This is a genomic window from Bradyrhizobium sp. S3.12.5 (assembly GCF_040548225.1).
Taxonomy (GTDB): Bacteria; Pseudomonadota; Alphaproteobacteria; order Rhizobiales; family Xanthobacteraceae; genus Bradyrhizobium; species Bradyrhizobium cytisi.
On record NZ_JBEPRF010000006.1, the window covers coordinates 129,378 to 147,456 of the forward strand.

General features: G+C 64.4%; 15 protein-coding genes. 12 read left to right on the forward strand and 3 right to left on the reverse strand.

Going from position 1 to position 18,079, the window contains the following annotated elements; all coding sequences use genetic code 11:
- Positions 1-6 precede the first annotated feature (6 nt).
- From ABIC09_RS10345 to ABIC09_RS10355, 3 genes are all read left to right on the forward strand, one after another.
- A complete protein-coding gene (locus ABIC09_RS10345; RefSeq protein WP_354109193.1) occupies positions 7-1,323 on the forward strand; it encodes a homoserine dehydrogenase in 1,317 nt (438 codons plus the stop codon).
- A gap of 142 nt (positions 1,324-1,465) precedes the next feature.
- Positions 1,466-2,467, forward strand: coding sequence for a class II fructose-bisphosphatase (gene glpX / locus ABIC09_RS10350; protein ID WP_148748828.1), 1,002 nt, complete (start codon positions 1,466-1,468; stop codon positions 2,465-2,467).
- A gap of 129 nt (positions 2,468-2,596) precedes the next feature.
- The gene (locus ABIC09_RS10355) at positions 2,597-3,316 is read left to right on the forward strand and encodes a haloacid dehalogenase type II (RefSeq protein WP_354109194.1); all 720 of its coding nucleotides are present in this window, start codon (positions 2,597-2,599) and stop codon (positions 3,314-3,316) included.
- Positions 3,317-3,335: 19 nt separating this feature from the next.
- Here ABIC09_RS10355 and ABIC09_RS10360 read toward each other — a convergent pair whose 3' ends face one another.
- The gene (locus ABIC09_RS10360) at positions 3,336-4,211 is read right to left on the reverse strand and encodes an ABC transporter substrate-binding protein (protein ID WP_148748830.1); all 876 of its coding nucleotides are present in this window, start codon (positions 4,209-4,211) and stop codon (positions 3,336-3,338) included.
- A 97-nt stretch (positions 4,212-4,308) separates the two neighbouring features.
- On the opposite strand from ABIC09_RS10360, the gene ABIC09_RS10365 reads away from it, so the two are divergent.
- The 3 genes from ABIC09_RS10365 (at position 4,309) to ABIC09_RS10375 (ending at position 8,345) form a co-directional block, all read left to right on the forward strand.
- A complete protein-coding gene (locus ABIC09_RS10365; protein ID WP_187434580.1) occupies positions 4,309-5,235 on the forward strand; it encodes a LysR family transcriptional regulator in 927 nt (308 codons plus the stop codon).
- 294 nt (positions 5,236-5,529) lie between these two features.
- The gene (locus ABIC09_RS10370) at positions 5,530-7,320 is read left to right on the forward strand and encodes an adenylate/guanylate cyclase domain-containing protein (protein ID WP_354033514.1); all 1,791 of its coding nucleotides are present in this window, start codon (positions 5,530-5,532) and stop codon (positions 7,318-7,320) included.
- 89 nt (positions 7,321-7,409) lie between these two features.
- Positions 7,410-8,345 (forward strand): phosphatase PAP2 family protein, encoded by a 936-nt coding sequence (locus tag ABIC09_RS10375; RefSeq protein ID WP_354109195.1) that lies wholly within the window; start codon positions 7,410-7,412, stop codon positions 8,343-8,345.
- Positions 8,346-8,351: 6 nt separating this feature from the next.
- Here the strand turns inward: ABIC09_RS10375 and ABIC09_RS10380 are convergent, their stop codons facing one another.
- Complete coding sequence (locus tag ABIC09_RS10380; protein WP_354109196.1) at positions 8,352-10,748, reverse strand: hypothetical protein; 2,397 nt, start codon at positions 10,746-10,748, stop codon at positions 8,352-8,354.
- Between the two features lie 224 nt (positions 10,749-10,972).
- Positions 10,973-11,638, reverse strand: a complete 666-nt coding sequence (locus tag ABIC09_RS10385) for a GntR family transcriptional regulator (protein ID WP_148748835.1) — start codon at positions 11,636-11,638, stop codon at positions 10,973-10,975.
- A 117-nt stretch (positions 11,639-11,755) separates the two neighbouring features.
- Between ABIC09_RS10385 and ABIC09_RS10390 the strand changes: the two genes are divergently transcribed.
- From ABIC09_RS10390 to ABIC09_RS10415, 6 genes are read left to right on the forward strand one after another with little or no spacing between them, the layout of a single operon-like run.
- On the forward strand, positions 11,756-12,550 hold the full coding sequence (locus tag ABIC09_RS10390) for an enoyl-CoA hydratase/isomerase family protein (RefSeq protein ID WP_148748836.1): 795 nt from the start codon (positions 11,756-11,758) through the stop codon (positions 12,548-12,550).
- A gap of 12 nt (positions 12,551-12,562) precedes the next feature.
- A complete protein-coding gene (locus ABIC09_RS10395) occupies positions 12,563-13,822 on the forward strand; it encodes a CaiB/BaiF CoA transferase family protein (RefSeq protein ID WP_354109197.1) in 1,260 nt (419 codons plus the stop codon).
- Between the two features lie 55 nt (positions 13,823-13,877).
- Positions 13,878-14,870 carry a Bug family tripartite tricarboxylate transporter substrate binding protein gene (locus ABIC09_RS10400; RefSeq protein WP_354109198.1) on the forward strand — a complete coding sequence of 331 codons (993 nt, stop codon included), beginning with the start codon at positions 13,878-13,880 and terminating at the stop codon, positions 14,868-14,870.
- Between the two features lie 58 nt (positions 14,871-14,928).
- Positions 14,929-15,411, forward strand: coding sequence for a tripartite tricarboxylate transporter TctB family protein (locus tag ABIC09_RS10405; RefSeq protein WP_148748839.1), 483 nt, complete (start codon positions 14,929-14,931; stop codon positions 15,409-15,411).
- An 11-nt stretch (positions 15,412-15,422) separates the two neighbouring features.
- Entirely contained in the window at positions 15,423-16,961 is a 1,539-nt protein-coding gene (locus tag ABIC09_RS10410; RefSeq protein WP_148748840.1) for a tripartite tricarboxylate transporter permease, read from the forward strand.
- Positions 16,958-17,962 carry a 4-hydroxythreonine-4-phosphate dehydrogenase PdxA gene (locus tag ABIC09_RS10415; RefSeq protein WP_354109199.1) on the forward strand — a complete coding sequence of 335 codons (1,005 nt, stop codon included), beginning with the start codon at positions 16,958-16,960 and terminating at the stop codon, positions 17,960-17,962. Before ABIC09_RS10410 ends, ABIC09_RS10415 begins: the two co-directional genes overlap by 4 nt.
- Positions 17,963-18,079 lie beyond the last annotated feature (117 nt).

An 18,079-nucleotide genomic window follows, 5' to 3' on the forward strand; every position in this document is an offset into this window, starting at 1 on the left:
AGCATCATGGTTGCACCCCTGAAAGTGGGCATAGCGGGGCTCGGCACCGTGGGCGCCGAAGTTATCCGTTTGATTGAAACCCAGGCCCGCGTGCTAGCGGGCCGCAGCGGCCGCGGCATCCGCGTCGTCGCCGTCACTGCGCGCTCGAAGGCCAAGAAGCGCAGCATCGATCTGCGCGGCGTCGAATGGGTGAAGGATCCGGTGGCGCTTGCCACGCATCCCGGCATCGATTGCTTCGTCGAGCTGATGGGCGGCGCCGGAGATCCCGCGCTGTCGGCAGTCGAGGCGGCGCTGACGACCGGCAAGTCGGTCGTCACCGCCAACAAGGCGCTGCTCGCCAAGCACGGCCTGAAGCTCGCCAAGGCCGCTGAAAAGCACGGCGGTGCGCTGAATTTCGAGGCAGCCGTTGGCGCCGCGATCCCCGTCATCAAGACGTTACGCGAAGGTCTTGCGGGAACCGGCATCAACCGGGTCTACGGCATCCTCAACGGCACCTGCAATTACATCCTGACGCGGATGGAGCAGGAAGGCCTGTCGTTTGCCGAGTGCCTCAAGGATGCGCAGCGGCTCGGCTATGCCGAAGCCAATCCGTCCTTCGATGTCGACGGCCACGACACCGCGCAAAAGCTCGCCATTCTCGCCAGCCTCGCTTTCGGCACGAAAGTTGCTCAAAGCGCGGTGTATGTCGAAGGCATCTCCTCCATCGCGCCGGAAGATCTGCGCGCTGCCGCTGATCTTGGCTACCGCGTCAAGCTGCTCGGTGTTGCCGTTCGCACGGCCAAGGGCATCGAGCAGCGCGTGCATCCGACCATGGTTCCAAAAATCTCTTCGATCGCGCAGGTGATGGGTGTCACCAATGCGGTCACGATCGATGGCGAGGGCATTCCGCCGATCACGCTGGTCGGTCCCGGCGCCGGCGGTGCCGCGACCGCGTCCGCCGTCGTGGCCGATATCGCCGACGTTGCGCGGGGCATCCGAGCCAATCCGTTCGGCCGTCCCATTGCGCAACTGCGCGACACCAAGAAGGCGCCGATGGAGCGGCACGAGGGCGGCTATTACATCCGCCTCTTGGCACGCGATTTCCCGGGCACCGCGGCTGCGATCGCGACCCGGCTTGCAGAACAGAAGATTTCGATCGAGTCGATCGTGCAGCGCCATCCCAATGGCGGCGCTGCGCCTAGCGACGACAAGGCGGTCCCCGTGCCCGTCATCCTGATCACCTACGCCACGCATGAGGACGCGGTGCGCCGCGCGCTCGCCGCTGTGCAGCACGACAAGGTGATCAGCGGACGGCCGCAGGTGATCCGGATCGAGAAGAACTAGAGCATGACCCGGAAAGGTGTGAAGCGGTTTTCCGAGCAGGTCATGCTCAAACATTGAGGCGGTTCGTTCGAACGAACTGTGGGCGTTGCGAGTTGATGCGGGCAGGGAGTCCTGTCCAAAACTGTTTCGAAGGAGTTAGCCGATGTCGACCCATATTTCAGTGCCGCCGCACGCATTGCTCGAGCGCATTCTCACGCTGGAGATCGTGCGCGTGACGGAGCGGGCGGCGGTGTCGTCGGCGCGGTTGCGCGGGCACGGGCAGGAGAAGCCCGCCGACCAGGCCGCCGTCGACGCCATGCGCCGCGAGCTCAACAAGCTGCCGATCCAGGGCACCATCGTGATCGGCGAGGGCGAGCGCGACGAGGCGCCGATGCTCTTCATCGGCGAGAAAGTTGGCATGAACGCCGGGCCGGAAGTCGATATCGCGGTCGACCCGCTCGAAGGCACCACGCTCTGCGCCAAGAACATGCCGGGCTCGATCGCCACCATGGCGATGGCCGACGGCGGCACGTTGCTGCACGCTCCCGACGTCTACATGCAGAAGCTCGCGATCGGCCCCGGTTACGACAAGGGTGTCGTCGAGCTCGACGCGACGCCGGCCGAAAACGTCCGCCGTCTCGCCAAGGCCAAGGGCGTCAAGCCGGAGGGCATCACCGTTCTGGTGCTCGACCGTCCGCGCCATGCCAGCATCATCGAGAGCGTGCGCTCGACCGGAGCTGCCGTGCGCCTGATCACCGACGGCGACGTCGCCGGCGTGATCCACTGCGCCGACCCCGATAACACCGGCGTCGACATGTATCTCGGCACCGGCGGCGCGCCGGAAGGCGTGCTTGCGGCGGTGGCGCTGCGTTGCATCGGCGGCCAGATGCAGTGCCGCCTGATCCTCGATTCCGACGAGAAGCGCGAACGCGCCGCCAAGATGGGCGTCAACGATCCCAAGATGATCTACGGCATCGAGGACATGGCGCGCGGCGACTGCTTGTTCGCAGCGACCGGCGTCACCACGGGCTCGCTGCTCTCGGGCGTCAAGTTCCGCAAGGACGGCGTGATCGAGACCGAGACGGTGGTGATGCGCTCCGTCACCGGCACCGTGCGCTACATCAAGGCCGAGCATCGCGAGCTCGCGAAGTTCCACCTGGATTGATGCTCTCCGTCATTCCGGGGCGACGCGAAAGCGTCGAGCCCGGAATCCAGAGATGATGGCGCCAGAATCCGGGTTCGCGCGCGCTCCGCGCGCCCCGGAACGACAACAATAAGAACAAGGGAAGCGCACATGTCCGACCTCTCCGCCGTCAAAGCCCTCGTCTTCGACGTGTTCGGCACTGTCGTGGACTGGCGCACCAGCCTGATCACCGACTTCATCTGGTGGGGGAAGGGCCGCGGCATCAGCACCGACTGGACCGCTCTGGTCGACGGCTGGCGCGCCGTGTACTCGGCCTCGATGGACCACGTGCGCAAGCACCCCGAGCGCGGCTATGTCATGCTCGACGATCTGCACCGCCGCTCGCTGGAGAAGCTGGTCGAGCAGTTCGCGATCAAGGGCCTCACCGAGGCCGACCTCGATCATCTCACCAAGGGCTGGCATCGCCTGCACCCCTGGCCCGACAGCGTCGCCGGCCTGACGCGGCTCAAGACAAAATTCGTGATCTCGCCGCTGTCGAACGGCAACGTCGCGCTGCTGACCAACATGGCGAAGTTTGCAAAGCTGCCGTGGGACCTCATCATGTCGGCCGAGCTGTTCGAGCACTACAAGCCCGATCCCGAAACCTATCTCGGCGCAGCAAAGCTGCTGTGCCTCAAGCCGGACCAGGTGATGATGGTCGCAGCCCACAATGGTGATCTCGCCGCCGCGCAGAAGTACGGTCTGAAGACCGCGTTCGTCGCGCGGCCGACCGAGTACGGCCCGTTGCAGAAGGTCGATTTCGAGGCCACCGGCAACTGGGACATCGTCGCCAAGGATTTTGGCGGCGTCGCCGACCAGCTCGGCTGCTAGCGCACGGCCTCGCCGACCCTCAAATCCTTCCGAACGCGACCGTCGCCTTGTCGTAGGCGCCGTCGCCCATCGTGCCGGCTTCGAAGATGCCGTGCTTCTCGATCCAGTCGAACGACTGCTCGTAGATCTCGCGCGAATAGGGTTCGAACACGATCCGCTCGCCGGGCCCCCAGCGCCTGGTATCCATCGCGGCATGGAATCGGTCCGGGAATTCGTTCTTGTAGTAGCGGGTGAATAGCTCCGGACGCAGGTCGATGTCGCGCTGGGCCTTCTTCAGCGCCCGGAAGTAGCGCTTGATGTCCTCGGGCGCCGGATCGCCATTGATCATGGACGCGATCATGAACGTGGTGTCGATGATCTTGCGATAGCCGAGCTGCTCGGCGAAATAATAGGGGCCGTTGAACAGCGAGGCCGCCTCGCTCTTGCCCTCGAACAGCAGCTCCATCCGGCGGAACAGCATGCCGTCCTCGAAGGTGAGGTTGATCTGGCCGGGCGCCAGATACGGCTCGAGTGCCTGGATCGTCGAATAATGGCTGCCTGACTGGAATCCGACCGAGATTGGCACGCCGGCGAGATCGGCAGGTGTGCGGATCTTCGAATCCGCCGGGACGAAAATGCCCGAAGGCGCGACCGAATAGACGTCGGCGTAGAGCTTGGCGTGGCCGTTTGAGGCGGCGACGTTGACGGTCCAGTGGCAGGCGCAGCTGACGTCGGCCTTGCGGCCCTGCTCGATGCTCTGGAAGGCGCCTTCATTGACCTTGTTGTGGTGTTGGCCCTCGGTCGAGCGGATCAGCTCGCGGAATTCGTAGTCGAGCCCTTCGTCGCGGAAGTAGCCCTTCTCCTCGGCCACCCATTCCTGCAGGCGGAAATGCGACTCGATCACGAATTTGGTCATGGCGTCCTCCGTGTCCGCGTGGCCGTTTCAGCCGTTCGATTGACTGCAGGATAACAAAAGGGGAAGCTCGAGCCATGGCCGCGAGGGAATGTTTCATATGTCAAAAATGGAATCTTCCGGGATCGACTTTCGCGATCTGCGCGTGCTCGACGCGCTGATCCGCGAGGGCAGCATCACGCGCGCGGCCGTGAGCCTCGAGACCACGCAGCCGGCGATCAGCAAGCTCCTGGCGCGCTTGCGGCTGCGCTTCGACGATCCCCTGTTCGTGCGGCGTGGCAGCGGCGTGCAACCGACGGCGCGCGCGCTCGAGATGGCGGCCCAGATCCGCGCCTTGCTCGAAATGGCCGACCGGTTGTGGCAGGAGCGGCTGCCGTTCGATCCCCGTAAATCCGAGAAGACCTTCAGCCTGCTGTTGACCGATGTCGGCATGGTGCGGTTCCTGCCGCCTCTGGTCGCGCGCCTTTCCGAACTCGCACCGCGCGTTCAGGTGCGCGCAATCCCGCTGGACTCCCGGCACTTCGCCCTCAAGCTCGAGTCGGGTGAGGCTGATCTTGCGCTCGGCGCCTTGCCGCGTGCGGCGGGGCATCTTCGCTCCCAGCGGCTCTACTCGGACGGCTACGCAAGCGTCGTGAGACGAGGCCATCCAAGGCCGGCGGCGGCGCGCACGCGTCGGGGATTTCTCGAGGAGAAGCACATCCTGATCACGGCGTCCGAGACCGGCCATGCGGCCCACCTCGAGACGCAGCGCGTGCTGACGCGCGCGATCGCGCGCACGAACATCCTGTTGCAGGTGCCGAGCTTCATCGCGGGCGCGATCGTGGCCTCGCAGACCGATGGTGTCGCGACCTTGCCCGCCAATCTGGCCACGATCGTCGCCGAGCCGCTCGGCATGACCGTGTTCAAGACGCCGGTGGCGCTACCGCGGATCGAGATCGCGCAATATTGGCACGAGCGTTACCACCGCGATCCCGCTCACCGCTGGCTGCGGTCGATCACGCTCGATCTGTTCGGCAATCGCGCCTAGCGCGATCAAGGGCTCCACCGGCGGTGCCCTCTGAGGTCGCGGGGTACCAGTCTGCGACGGCTCTCGATATTTCGATGGGCACACCTTCGCGTTCTGGAGAGCGCTCAGTGCCTCCATTCGCTTTTTTGAACGAGGATTTATAGAAACGCACGCTTTGATTGTGCAAGTCAATTGGCGTGACCGCAATTTCTGCCCAGTCGGTGTGCAGGCCTTACATTTGCCCGGCAGCCCCTGTCTGCTACAATCTTTCGGCGCCACAATGACTGTGGCCGCCCAGCAGTTGTTGTGCCTGTCATGATGATCAGTGTCGACAACAGGTCCCCGGACGACGGCTCGGATCAGAGCCGGCCGAAAAGGCGTACTGCCGCCGCTGTCTTCATCGATGTCGTCGGATATTCCCGCTTGATGGGAGGCGACGAGGAAGGCACGCATCGGCGATGGATGTCGATGCGCACGGACGTGATCGAGCCACGCGTCGCTTCGAGCGGCGGCGAGGTCATCAAAAGCACCGGCGATGGGCTGCTTCTGGAATTCAAGAGCCCGCTTGACGCGATCAGCTTCGCGCTCGGCACCCAGCTCCATTTGGAGAAATCGTCATCGGACGGGGGCAACCCGCTGCAGATACGGATGTCCGCCAATGTCGGCGACATCATCGCCGAGCACGACGATATCTACGGGGACGGCATCAATATTGCGGCCCGACTTCAGGAATTCGCTGGCCCCGGCGGGATCGTGATTTCGGGGGCCATCCACGATCAGGTGAAGGATCATCTGCGCTATCAGGCCGCAGAGCTGGGCTTCCTGACGCTCAAGAATATCGAGCGGCGCATCCGGGCATTCAAGATCGCGCATCACGAGCTGCGGCCTCCGACGATCTCGGTGGCTCATGCGCTCAAGCCGTCCGTGGCGGTCCTGCCGTTGCAGATGCTCGGTCTCGAAGCGGCGGACGCCTATCTGGCGCAGGGTATCGTCCACGATATCGTGGCATCACTGGCGGGAATCCGCGATCTGTTCGTCGTATCCAGCACGTCGACGCTGGGTTTCACCGACCCGACCATCGACGCTGCCAGCGTCTGCCATCACCTGGGCGTGCGATATCTTGTCACGGGGACGCTCACCCGCAGCGGCGAGTTGTTGCGGATGCGGGTTCAGCTGATCGATGTCGATACGAAGTCCATGCTGTGGACCAACCAATATGATTCATCGATCAGCCAGTTATTCGACGTGCAGGAGAAAATCGCGACAAACATCGCATATGCGCTCCTGCCGCACATCCACATATCCGAACTGAAGCATGCCGAGCGCAAGATTCCGCAGAGCATGAACGCCTACGACCTGGTCTTGCAGGGCATGTACCGCCTCTATCGTCTTGGTCATGACGACATGCAGGTGGCACGAACCCTGTTCGAGCGAGCGCTCGACCATGATCCCCACTATGCGGCGGCCTACGCGCTGATGGCAAAGTGGTACATCCTGCACATCGGCGAAGGGCATACGACCGACTTCAAGGCCGACTCCCACGAAGCTCTCAGGCTTGCATCGCGTGCGCTCGAATTCGAGCCGTCGGATCCCATGGCGCTGGCCATCTTCGGCCATATCAATTCCTTTCTCTTCGCCGCGTATGACCGCGCCATCGATGCCTTTGACCGTGCGATCGGAGGAACGCCGAATTCCGCAATCGCCTGGTCGTTGAGTGCGTCGACCTACTGCTATATCGGTGACGGGCCGCGTGCGGTGGCGCGCGCATCGTACGGGATATCGTTGTCGCCGCTCGATCCGTATGCCTACTTCTATCAATCGGCGCTCACTAACGCGCACTACACCAACGAGACCTTCGACGAGGCCGTGCATTGGGGCACGAAGGTCATGGCGGGGGCTCCTCAGTTTGTCGCCAATTTGCGACTTCTTGCGGCAAGCCTTGTCGCCGCCGGTTCGCTCGAGCGGGCGCGCGAGGTGGGCGCCGCGCATATGCGGATTGATCCCTCATTCTCGGTCGAAAAATATTGCAGCTGGTACCCGATCAAGCAGCCGGCGCGTCTCGCTCTGCTTGCCGAACGATTGATTGAAGCTGGGCTGCCTCGCTAACAGCGAGACGAATTGCGCCGCGACGTCTGCTAGCCGTCAACAAACAAGTTCCCGCTGAACAAGCTCCGGAGGATGACATGGGAATGGGAATGGGTATGGGTATGGGCATGGGAATGGGTATGGGGATGGGAATGGGTATGGGAATGGGTATGGGCTTCGGAGCCACCCCGGCCGAGCTCAGCTTCCGGCCCTTGACCCTGCAATTCGACCTCGGCCCGAACTGCGCGCCAAGCTTCCCGCAGCAGACACTGCCATCGGGGGACTGGCAGGGCAGGATCGGACCCTGGGATCCCGACGTGCTCTGCTTGCTCTTCCTCACCGAGTTCATGGAGAACTGCGGCCCCGGCTGGAAACAGGTCAATCTCGCCGGGCATACCCCCGATTTGCTGGGCTGGCAGCAGGGCAGTGCAAACCCGACCGCATTCATCAATGCCGAGCTTCATCACCTCCAGCAGCTCATGCAGATCGACCGCGAGCGGTATATGGGCGAGATCGTCTTTCAGCACGACAATGCGCCCGGCTACTGGGTGAGCATGCTGGCGGTCAACAACCGCGCTCACTATTACACGCTGGTGCTCATGAACCTTGCCGTTCGCATCGGTCAGGTCGTCGCGGTCTACTATAAGAAGAAGTACAAGCGGCCGCGGCCCTCGTTCATATGTCCCGGTCTCCTGCCGGCGTTTGGCCCGCCAGCCCATGCCTCGTTCCCGAGCGGCCATTCGCTCCAGAGCTGGCTGATGTCGTACCTGCTTGCCGAGGTGCTGCCGCATTGGACGGATCAGCTCGAATGGCTCGCCAGCCGGGTCGCATTCAACCGCGAGCGCGCGGGCGTGCACTATCCGAGCGACAGCGCCGCCGGCAAAGTCATTGCCCGTGCTTGCGTGGACCTGATTAAGGACCGGACCCGATGTCCAGAGACCGGTCATCTATTCGATGCTGTGGTGGCGGAGTGGGCCGCATCGGTCACGCCAAATACGGTCGCGCAACTTACGAATGAGCCGTTCCCGAACTTCCCCCCGCCGTAGCCACGCCTACGGAAGCTGCCATTCGCGATAACCGAGGTTGTTGTCGCTGCGGACGAGATCTTCCACCGGCGTCGGGCCGGTGGCGCAGCGCAGCGGCGAGTCGTCGTCGATGTTGCTGCGGTCGCCGGCAACGGTGGTGCGGACCAGCAGCGCATTTCTGCCGACTTGTGGAGTCCACTCGAACGGGCCGAACGTGTAGGATTGCCCGCTTGGGACGTTGTGTGGCGCGTTGTTCCACTGCAGCTTCTGCCAATAGTTCGCTGCAGGCTCCCAGGTATCGGCGGCAGGGCCGGTGGCCGCAAAAACATCTACCGATGCCGCTATCGCCGCATCGTCGCCTCGATTGCGCAGACTGACGTAGACGTAGTTGGGCTGTCCCGGCGTCGGCTGTGTGCCCGCGGTGTCGGCATCGGGATTGGGGCGGACCCACACCGCCCCCGGCAGAGCGTGCCAGCCGCTGTTGCTGTAGCCGTAGCCCCCGGCGCGGCCGTCGTCGATATAGATATCGACCGCCGGCGGGCGTCCCGGTTCGTTGCGTGGGCTGTTCGATGCGATCTGGTACAGGCCCTGCTGTTCGAACGCCCAGCGCACGACCTTGTGCACCATTCCACCGAGCCGGGGCGTCCCGTCGTCGTCGACTTCTGAGGTGCCGACGTCGGCCTCCATGAGCGCCGTGGCGAATTGGCTTGCTTCGCTGGTCGGTTCTGTCTGGACGCAGCCGAGCGAGCCGATCGCGCTCACGATGAGGTACGCGCAATAATAGGCCGCTGCCCGGCGGCGTTCGACGTCCGGCTCGACAACACCCGCCGCGTTGGTGCGGCGAGCATCCCCGCCCAGCGCGCAATAGAGACGGAACAGGGTGCTCGAGAGTATCTGCTCCGCATTGTATCCGGCCGGATCGCGCAATCCGTAGGTGGGATTGGGGCGCTCATAGAGCGTTCCGTTCCATCCCCAGCCGTCCTCGACCTTGCGATCATGACGCCGGAGCGGCAGTTGAATGAAGGGGAAGGTCACGCCGCGACATGCATCGTCGTCGAGCTTGACCAGCCTGGAGGAAGGATCGTCCATGATCGCCGCAAGCGCATCGCCGGCGCTATGGGCGAAATCGAATTCCGTCGATCCGGTCGCGGCAAGGATCATCACGTGGCAGAATTCGTGCCAGACGAAGCGCACATCGGCGACGAGTCCGAGCGGATTTCTCCAGGTGTCGGCGAAATCGGCGAGCCCGAACAGCATCCGGGCGTCCCAGGGCGGCCCGACCGGATCGGCGCGGAACGGTGTCACATAGGCATTGATGCCGCGGCCGTCGCGCGCGCCGGAGCCCGCCAGCATCTTGGCCCTGTGCTCGACGACCAAAGGCCGCCTGATCTTGGCGAAATAGTCGGCGTTCGTGAACCCGAACTGCTCGACCAGCAGCATCATGGAATCGCAATGACAATAGGCGCTGACCGCAGCGAACGCGTTGGTCCGCGCCGAGAACGCGAAAGGCGGTCGCTGCACAGGTGGATCGTAGTCGGCACCCAGCGCCGCCGGCGTCAGCACTTGAACGCGCGGACCGGAGAGCTTGCGGCGGCCGCCCGGGGCGTGATCAAGGTCGAGCAGTGCGACCGGATCGCGCTCGGGATCGAGCAAGTCGGCTCCGGTATCGGGACGCAGCTCGAAAGTTCCGGACTTGCTGTCGGGATCGCTGAGAAAGGCGTATCCGGCGCATGCCGACGCGATTGGCGCCTTGCGCAAGAGTTCGTTCTCGAAAGGATCGAGCAGAACCCGATGCGCGATCTCCTCGCCTGCCACGGACAGGAATGCAGTTGCACTGACCGCGATGCCCAGCGCGCCGCCATAGACGGCACTGCGCTTGCGCAGGCGATAGGCGACAAGCAGCGCGTCTCCGATGCCGGTCTTGTCGTCGGAAAGGCCAAGCAAGGGAGCCAGAAGGCTCTCGGTCAGATCGCGAGGTAGGAAGTCTGCCCATGCCGGTTCCAAGACCCGGCCAGGAAATGTTCGCTCGACGAACTCAGGCGCGATCGACAATTGTGCGTTCTCGATCGTCGTCGATCGCGCGCTGGTGATCAGTGGGATCGCGCCGCGGTGATGGACCACCAGCCGTATGCTGCCGCCCAGGACATCGGGGACAAAATCGGAGGCTGCCAGTGGAGCCGTCTGCTGGACCCAGACGATCGAGGTCTCGATGGTCGAATTCCGTTTCAGTTCGCGAGGGGCCACCCATCGAAATCTGAAACCACCGGCTCTCGTCGGTCCGTCGTCGTTGATGGTGTCGTTCAGGTGCTGCCAGTCGTCATCGCTGATAGGCAACAGATGGCGATGCACACCAGCATCCTGCAGATAGGCGAGGGCGGCCTGCTTGGCGGATTGGCCGGACTCGCCGTTCGCAGGGGTCTGCAAATGGCGCAGCTCCCGGACGTTCCGGTGCGCATCGAGTTCGATCAGAAGGTCTGGTCCCTGCGGAAGATTCACAGTTTACCTCGAGGGGTCTCGATCTCCGGCGCGACTGGCCTGATCATGCTCCCGGTGCTTGCGCGAGGCAAGCGTCCTGCTTGTCGTGGAGGGGCGCGCAAGAGCTGCCAGGAAGAGGAATTCCGGGCGCACGGGCGGTCCAGCGACAAGTCTCACGCGATCTTCAGCGTGGGCTCATTCGCCTCCGTCTCCGCAAACCCCGCCTGCAAAACCTCTTCCCGCTTGTGGCGCAGATGGGCGCGCAAGATGTGGGAGAGGCCGGCGCCGTCGCGGCGCTGGAGCGCGTTCAGGATGGCTTCGTGCTCGCTGACCGCAAACGCCCAGCGCTGCGGCGTCATCGGCGTGACGTAGCGGGCGCGGCGGATGCGCGCGGTCACTGACGCATAGAGCCCCGTGAGCACGGGATTGCCGGCCGCATTGACGATCCCCTCGTGGATGGCGCGGTTGCCGCGATAGTACTGGATCAGATCGCCCTCACGATAATGCTGCACCATCGCTACATGCGCAGCCGCGATCTCCGCGATCTCGTGATCACTGATGCGCTCGCAGGCGAGCTCGCCGGCCAGCGCTTCGAGGCCTTGGCAGACCTCGAAGAGGTCGCGCATGTCCTTGTCGGTCAGTTTTGCCGCGCGCGAGCCGCGATGGGGCAGTAGCTGCACGAGGCCCTCGGCAGCGAGCACCTTGAGCGCCTCGCGGAGCGGCGTGCGCGAAATCTCGAGCCGTTCGCACAGCTCGCGCTCGGGGATCCGCGCGCCCGGCGGAATCTCGCCGTCGAGCAGAATGTCGCGGATGCGGCCGACGACCTCCTCATGCAGCATGGGATATCTCTATTTTTGAATGCAAAAATGGTCCGGTAGACGAAAGTTAGGGTAATTATATCTTGTAAATCTGAATTTTTGCATTCAAAAAGACAAAAAACAGCGGGGATCGCGGAAATGGACCAGACCGTAGAGGCGGACGACCTCGTTTTTGAATGCAACGACGGCATCGGGCGGATCACCTTCAACCGCCCGCAGGCGCGCAACGCCTTCACCTTCGCCATGTACGAACGGCTCGCCGCCATTTGCGGGCAGGCCAACGACGATCGGTCCATCAAGGTGCTGGTGCTGCGCGGGGCCGGCGACAAGGCCTTTGCCTCGGGCACCGACATCAACCAGTTCCGCGAATTCAAGACGCCGCAGGACTCCATCGACTACGAGAACCGGATCGACCGAGTGCTCTCCACCCTCGAGCAATGCCGGGTGCCGACGATCGCGGCGATCAACGGCTTCTGCACCGGCGGTGGGGCGGGCATCGCCGCCGCCTGCGACCTGCGCATCGGGACGAGAAGCACGAAGATCGGCTTTCCCATCGCCCGCACGCTCGGCAATTGCCTGTCGATGTCCAATGTCAGCCGTCTCACCGCGCTGATCGGTGCTGCGCGGGTCAAGGATTTGATCTTCACCGCACGCCTGGTCGATGCGGCGGAGGCAGCCCACGTCGGGCTGCTCGGCGAGGTCGTCGACGATCTCCCGGCCCTGGACAAGCGTGCCGACGAGCTCGCGCGCCTTGTTGCCAGCCATGCACCGCTGACGCTCAACGCGACCAAGCAGGCGGTGGCCCGCCTGCAACGGCGGCTGACGCGGGACGAGGGCGAAGACCTCATCCTGATGTGCTACACGAGCCAGGATTTTCGCGAAGGGCTCGATGCTTTCCTCAACAAGCGCGCCCCGCAGTGGCGCGGTCAATAGGACGCACCCGTGATGCAAAGCGATCGATCGCAATCCACTTCACGCCGCGCCGGCCCGCTCGCCGGCCTCAAGGTCATCGATCTCACTCATGTCATGGCAGGGCCGACCTGCACCCTGATGCTCGCCGACATGGGGGCCGACGTCATCAAGATCGAGAAATGGCCGAACGGCGATGACACCCGTCATTCGGTCCCGCCCAGGATCGGAGACGAGGCCGCCTCGTTCCTGATGATGAACCGCAACAAGCGCGGCATCGTGCTGGATCTGAAGACCGACGGCGGCAAGGCGGTGCTGCGGCGGCTGATCGCGGACGCCGACGTGCTGGTCGAGAACTTTGCGCCGGGTGCGATGGAGCGCCTTGGGTTCGGCTATGAAGAGCTGCACGGAAAATTCCCGGCGCTGATCTATTGCTCGCTGTCGGGATTTGGCCGCACCGGTCCCTATAAGGATCGTCGCGGCTTCGACCTGGTCGCGCAGGCCATGAGCGGCATCATGAGCTTTACCGGCGAACGCCCCGATGGCCCGCCGGTGAAATGCGGCCCGCCGCTATCGGACATCACCGCCGGCCTGCTCGCGAGCATGGGTATCCTCGCCGCCTACACGCACCGCCTCAAGACCGGCGAGGGGCAGTGGGTCGAGACCTCGCTTTACGAGGCGGCGCTGGTGCAGACCTATTGGCAATCGACCATCGCGCTCGCCGCCGGCACGGCGCCGCGCGCGATGGGCTCGGCCCATCCGCTCAACGCGCCGTACCAGGCGTTTGAGGCCTCGGACGGCTGGCTCGTGGTCGGCGGTGCCAACAAGAAGCACTGGCTGCTGATGCTGGAAGCGCTCGGCGCGAGCGAGCTCGCCTCCGATCCGCGCTTCGTCAACGGCGCCGACCGCATGGCGAATCTGAAGGAGCTCGAGGCCGTCTTGAGCGAACGCTTCCGCACCCAAACGCGCGCGCATTGGCTCGCGGCACTCGACGAGAAGGGCGTGCCCTGCGGCCCCGTGCACGACATGCTGGAGGCGCTGAGCGATCCGCAGACGCTGGCGCGCGAGATGGTCGTCGAGGTCGAGCATTCCACACTCGGCCCGGTCAAGACGATCGGGCTGCCGGTCAAGTTCTCGGAAACGCCGGGCAAGGTCCTGTCCGGCGCGCCCATCTATGGCGAACATACGCGCGAGGTGCTGGCCGAGCACGGGTTCGACGAGAAGCAGATCGAAGCGCTCGAGCGAGAAGGCGCAATCGTCTCGGCGTCCAGGGAGCGCAGGGAACGCGTCGCCTGAACGGACGTCGAGACGACTGGTCAAACAAAACAGAAAAAATCAGTTGGAGGAAATCATGCGTGGGACGTCTCTCTTTTTGTTGTCCGTCAGTGCGGCCGTGCTTGCAGGCAACGCGCCGGCGTGTGCTGCCTGGCAGCCGCAGAAGCCGATCGAGTTCGTGGCGACCGCCGGCCCCGGCGGCGGGACCGACAACATCGCCCGCGCGGTGCAGAACATCATCACCAAGTACAAGCTGACGGAGCAGCCGATCGTCGTCGTCAACAAGGCCGGCGGCAGCGGCGCCGAAGGCTATGTCTACGGCAAGGCCTCGGCTGGCGATCCCTACAAGGTGATCTTCGGCACCTCGAACGCCTGGCAGCAGCCGCTCGTCTCCAAGGTCGCCTTCAACTACACCGATCTGACCCCGATCGCGGCGATGGCGCAGGACGAGTTCCTGCTCTGGGTCAAGCAGGACTCGCCCTACAAGACTGCGGGCGACTATCTCAAGGCCGCCGCGTCGGGTGACTTCAAGATGGGCGGCGCGCAGTCCAAGGACACCGACGAGGTGTTGACGCGCATGATCGAGAAGGCCGGTCATGTGAAGCTGACCTACATCCCCTTCAAGAGCGGTGCGGAAACGGCGGTACAGCTCGCCGGCGGGCACCTCGATTCCCACGTCAACAATCCCAGCGAAAGCATCGGGCAATGGCGCGGCGGCACGCAGCGCCCGCTGTGTGTCTTCAGCCCGAAGCGGCTGCCGCAAGGCGCCAAGGTCACGGCAACCGAGGGCTGGAGCGACGTGCCGACCTGCGTCGAGCAGGGCCTCGATATCAAGCAATATGAGCAGCCGCGGACGGTCTGGCTGCCTGGCAAGGTCACGCCGGACCAGGCAGCATACTATGTCGACCTCATGAAGAAGGTGCAGGCGACACCGGAGTGGAAGGACTACATCGAGAAATCCTCACAGATCGACACCTTCCTCACCGGTGCCGAGTTCGACAAGTTCATCAAGGAGGATCTCGAACACCTCAGGCAGGTCGCAAGCGAGCAGGGCTGGCTGGTCAAGTAAGACCGGGCGCGCTTGCGCAAGTGAAATGCCCTTGTCCATTGCTCGACTGGAGCCTTCCATGATCTCACGACGCGCGCTCGAACTTGCGACCGCCATCCTCACCGGCGGTTTTGGTGTTGCGGTGGTGGTCCAGAGTCTGGACAACGGCATCGGCTGGTCGAGTGCGGGTGTGGATTCCGGCACATTCCCGTTCCTGACCGGCGTCATCATTGTCGCCGGCAGCCTGTACAATCTGGCGCGCGGCGTAGTGCCCGGCGCGAGGCTGGCCAGCGTGCCCATCGCGATCACGTCCATCGAGCTGCGGCGGCTGGCGGGCCTGTTCGTGCCGGCCGCGATCTTCGTCGCCGCCATCCCGCTGCTCGGGATGTATCTGGCGTCGGCAATTTACGTCTTCGCGGTGCTCGCGATCCCCCGTCATCAATCCGTGCTGCGTTCGGCGATTGCGGCGGCAGCGACGGCGCTCGCCCTCTACGTCGTGTTCGAGCGCATGTTCCAGGTCAGCCTGCCGCACGGCGCGTTCGCCGCCGCGTTCGGGTTCTGAGGGGGCGGGTGATGGACAATCTCTCGGAGCTCTTCCACGGCTTCACCATCGCGGTCACCGTGCCGCATCTGGCGCTGATGGTCGTCGGCGTGCTGCTCGGCATTCTCGTCGGCGTGCTGCCGGGGCTGGGCGCGCCGAACGGGGTGTCGCTGCTGCTGCCGCTGACCTTCGGCATGCAGCCGGTGTCAGCGATCATCCTGCTCTCCAGCATGTATTGGGGCGCGCTGTTCGGGGGCTCGGTGACCTCGATCCTGTTCAACATCCCCGGCGAGCCGTCCTCGGTCGCGACCACCTTCGACGGCTATCCGATGGCGCGCGACGGCCGGCCGACCACGGCGCTCGCCACCGCCTTCGGCTCGGCAGCGTTCGGCGCGCTGATCGGTGTCATCCTGATCACCTTCCTGGCGTCATGGGTGGCGCAGGTCGCGCTCGCCTTCGGCCCGCCGGAATACTTTGCGGTTTATTTCCTGGCCTTCGCGAGCTTCGTCGGCATGGGCGGCGCGGCGCCGATCAAGACGGTGGTGGCGCTCGCGATCGGCTTTGCCATCGCCGCGATCGGCATCGACACGGTCTCCGGCAGCGTCCGCCTCACCATGGGCATCGACGAGCTGGTCAAGGGCGTGAACTTCGTCGTCGCGGTGATGGGCCTGTTTGGCATCGGCGAGCTGCTGGTTGCGGTCGAGGAGGAGTTTCATGCCCGCGCCGTCTCCTCCAGGATCGACTGGCGCGAGGTGTTCCGCGCGGTCGGCCGCCTGCCACGGCACGGCGTTGCGCTGCTGCGGAGTGCTGCCATCGGCTGCTGGATGGGGATCACGCCGGGCGGCCCGACCGCAGCGTCCTTCATGAGCTACGGCATCGCGCGGCGCTTCTCGCGGCGCGGCCGCTATTTCGGCACCGGCGAGGTCGAAGGCATCATCTCGCCCGAGACCGCCGACCATGCCGCCGGCACCAGCGCGCTGTTGCCGATGCTCTCGCTCGGCATTCCCGGTTCGGCCACCGCGGCCGTCATGATGGGCGGGCTGATGATCTGGGGCCTCAATCCCGGACCGATGCTGTTCGTCGACCAGAAGGACTTCGTCTGGGGCCTGATCGCCTCGATGTATGTCGGCAACATCGTCGCGGTCGCGCTGGTGCTTCTGACCGTGCCCGTGTTCGCCGCCTTGATGCGGATTCCGTTCGTGATCATCGCGCCGCTGATCGTGATCATCTGCGTCGTCGGCGCCTATTCGGTGTCGAACTCCTATCTCGACGTCGTCATGATGCTCGGCTTCGGCATTGTCGGCTATCTCTTCAAGAAGCTGTTTTATCCGCTGGCGCCGCTGGTGCTCGCGATCGTCATCGGCGACAAGGCCGAGGATGCGTTCCGGCAGTCGATGCTGATGTCCAAGGGATCGCTCGGAATCTTCTTTGCCAACAAGCTGGTGACGTGCCTCGTGGTGGCCGGCATCGCGCTGTTGCTGCTTCCGCTCGTGCTGCAGCTTGCGCGGCCGTTTCGCAAGACGGCGTCTCCGGACGCCGATACGCCAGCCCAGGAGAAGGTGATCATATGACCGCAAAGCCGCTCATTGCTCTCGCGATGGGAGACCCCGCCGGCATCAGTCCGGAGCTGACGGCAAAGCTCGCGGCGCTGGACGAGATCCGGGCCCGCGCCCGCCTCGTCGTCATCGGCGACCGCCGCATCTTCGACGAAGGTGCACGCGTCGGCAGCGTTGCGCCGGAGCTGACATCGGTGGAGCAGGGGCGCGATTTTCGCGCCGCGAAGGGCGATGCGCTGTTCGTCGATCTCGGCCATCTCGATCCCAGGGACGTCGAGCCCAAGACTGCGACCCCGGCCGGTGGAAAATTCGCCCTCGCGAACTACCGCTACGCACTCGAGCTCGCCCGCGACAATCGCGTCGATGCCGTCTGCTTCACGCCCTTCAACAAGCAGGCGATGCGATATGCCCGCGCCGACTATGACGACGAGATCGCGTTCTCCGCGGAGGTTGCGGGCCTCAAGACGCCGGCCAGCGAGTTCAACGTGCTGGGCGAGCTCTGGAACGCGCGGGTCACCTCGCACATTCCGCTCAGGGATGTCGCGGCGAAGCTCTCCGCCGAACGCATCCAGCGTGCGCTGAAGCTGACAGATGCCTGCATGCGCAACGCCGGCTTTGCGCGCCCGCGTATTGCGGTGGCCGGCCTCAACCCGCACGCCGGCGACGGCGGCAATTTCGGCCGCGAGGAGATCGACATCATCGCGCCGGTGGTGGAAGCCGGCCAGCGCGAGGGCATTGCCGTGGAGGGGCCGTTTCCGGCCGACACCGTGTTCCTGCGCGCCAAGGCCGGCGCCTTCGATGCTGTGCTGACGATGTATCACGACCAGGGCCAGATCGCGATGAAGCTGATGGGGTTCGATCGCGGCGTCACCTTGCTCGGCGGCTTCCCGTTTCCGATCTGCACCCCCGCGCACGGCACCGCCTACGATATCGCCGGGCAAGGCGTCGCATCGACCGGTGCCAGCCGGGCCGCAGTGCTGCTTGCGGCGGAGATGGCCGGGCGACGGGTCGGTTGATCCGAGCCGGCGCGCTTTTCGGGAAAAACTGGAAACTTCCGCGATCGAGTCGAGTTGCCAATCCGACGGATGTCTCCGCCTCGGAGCTGGAACATGATCGAGGAGGCGGCACTACGC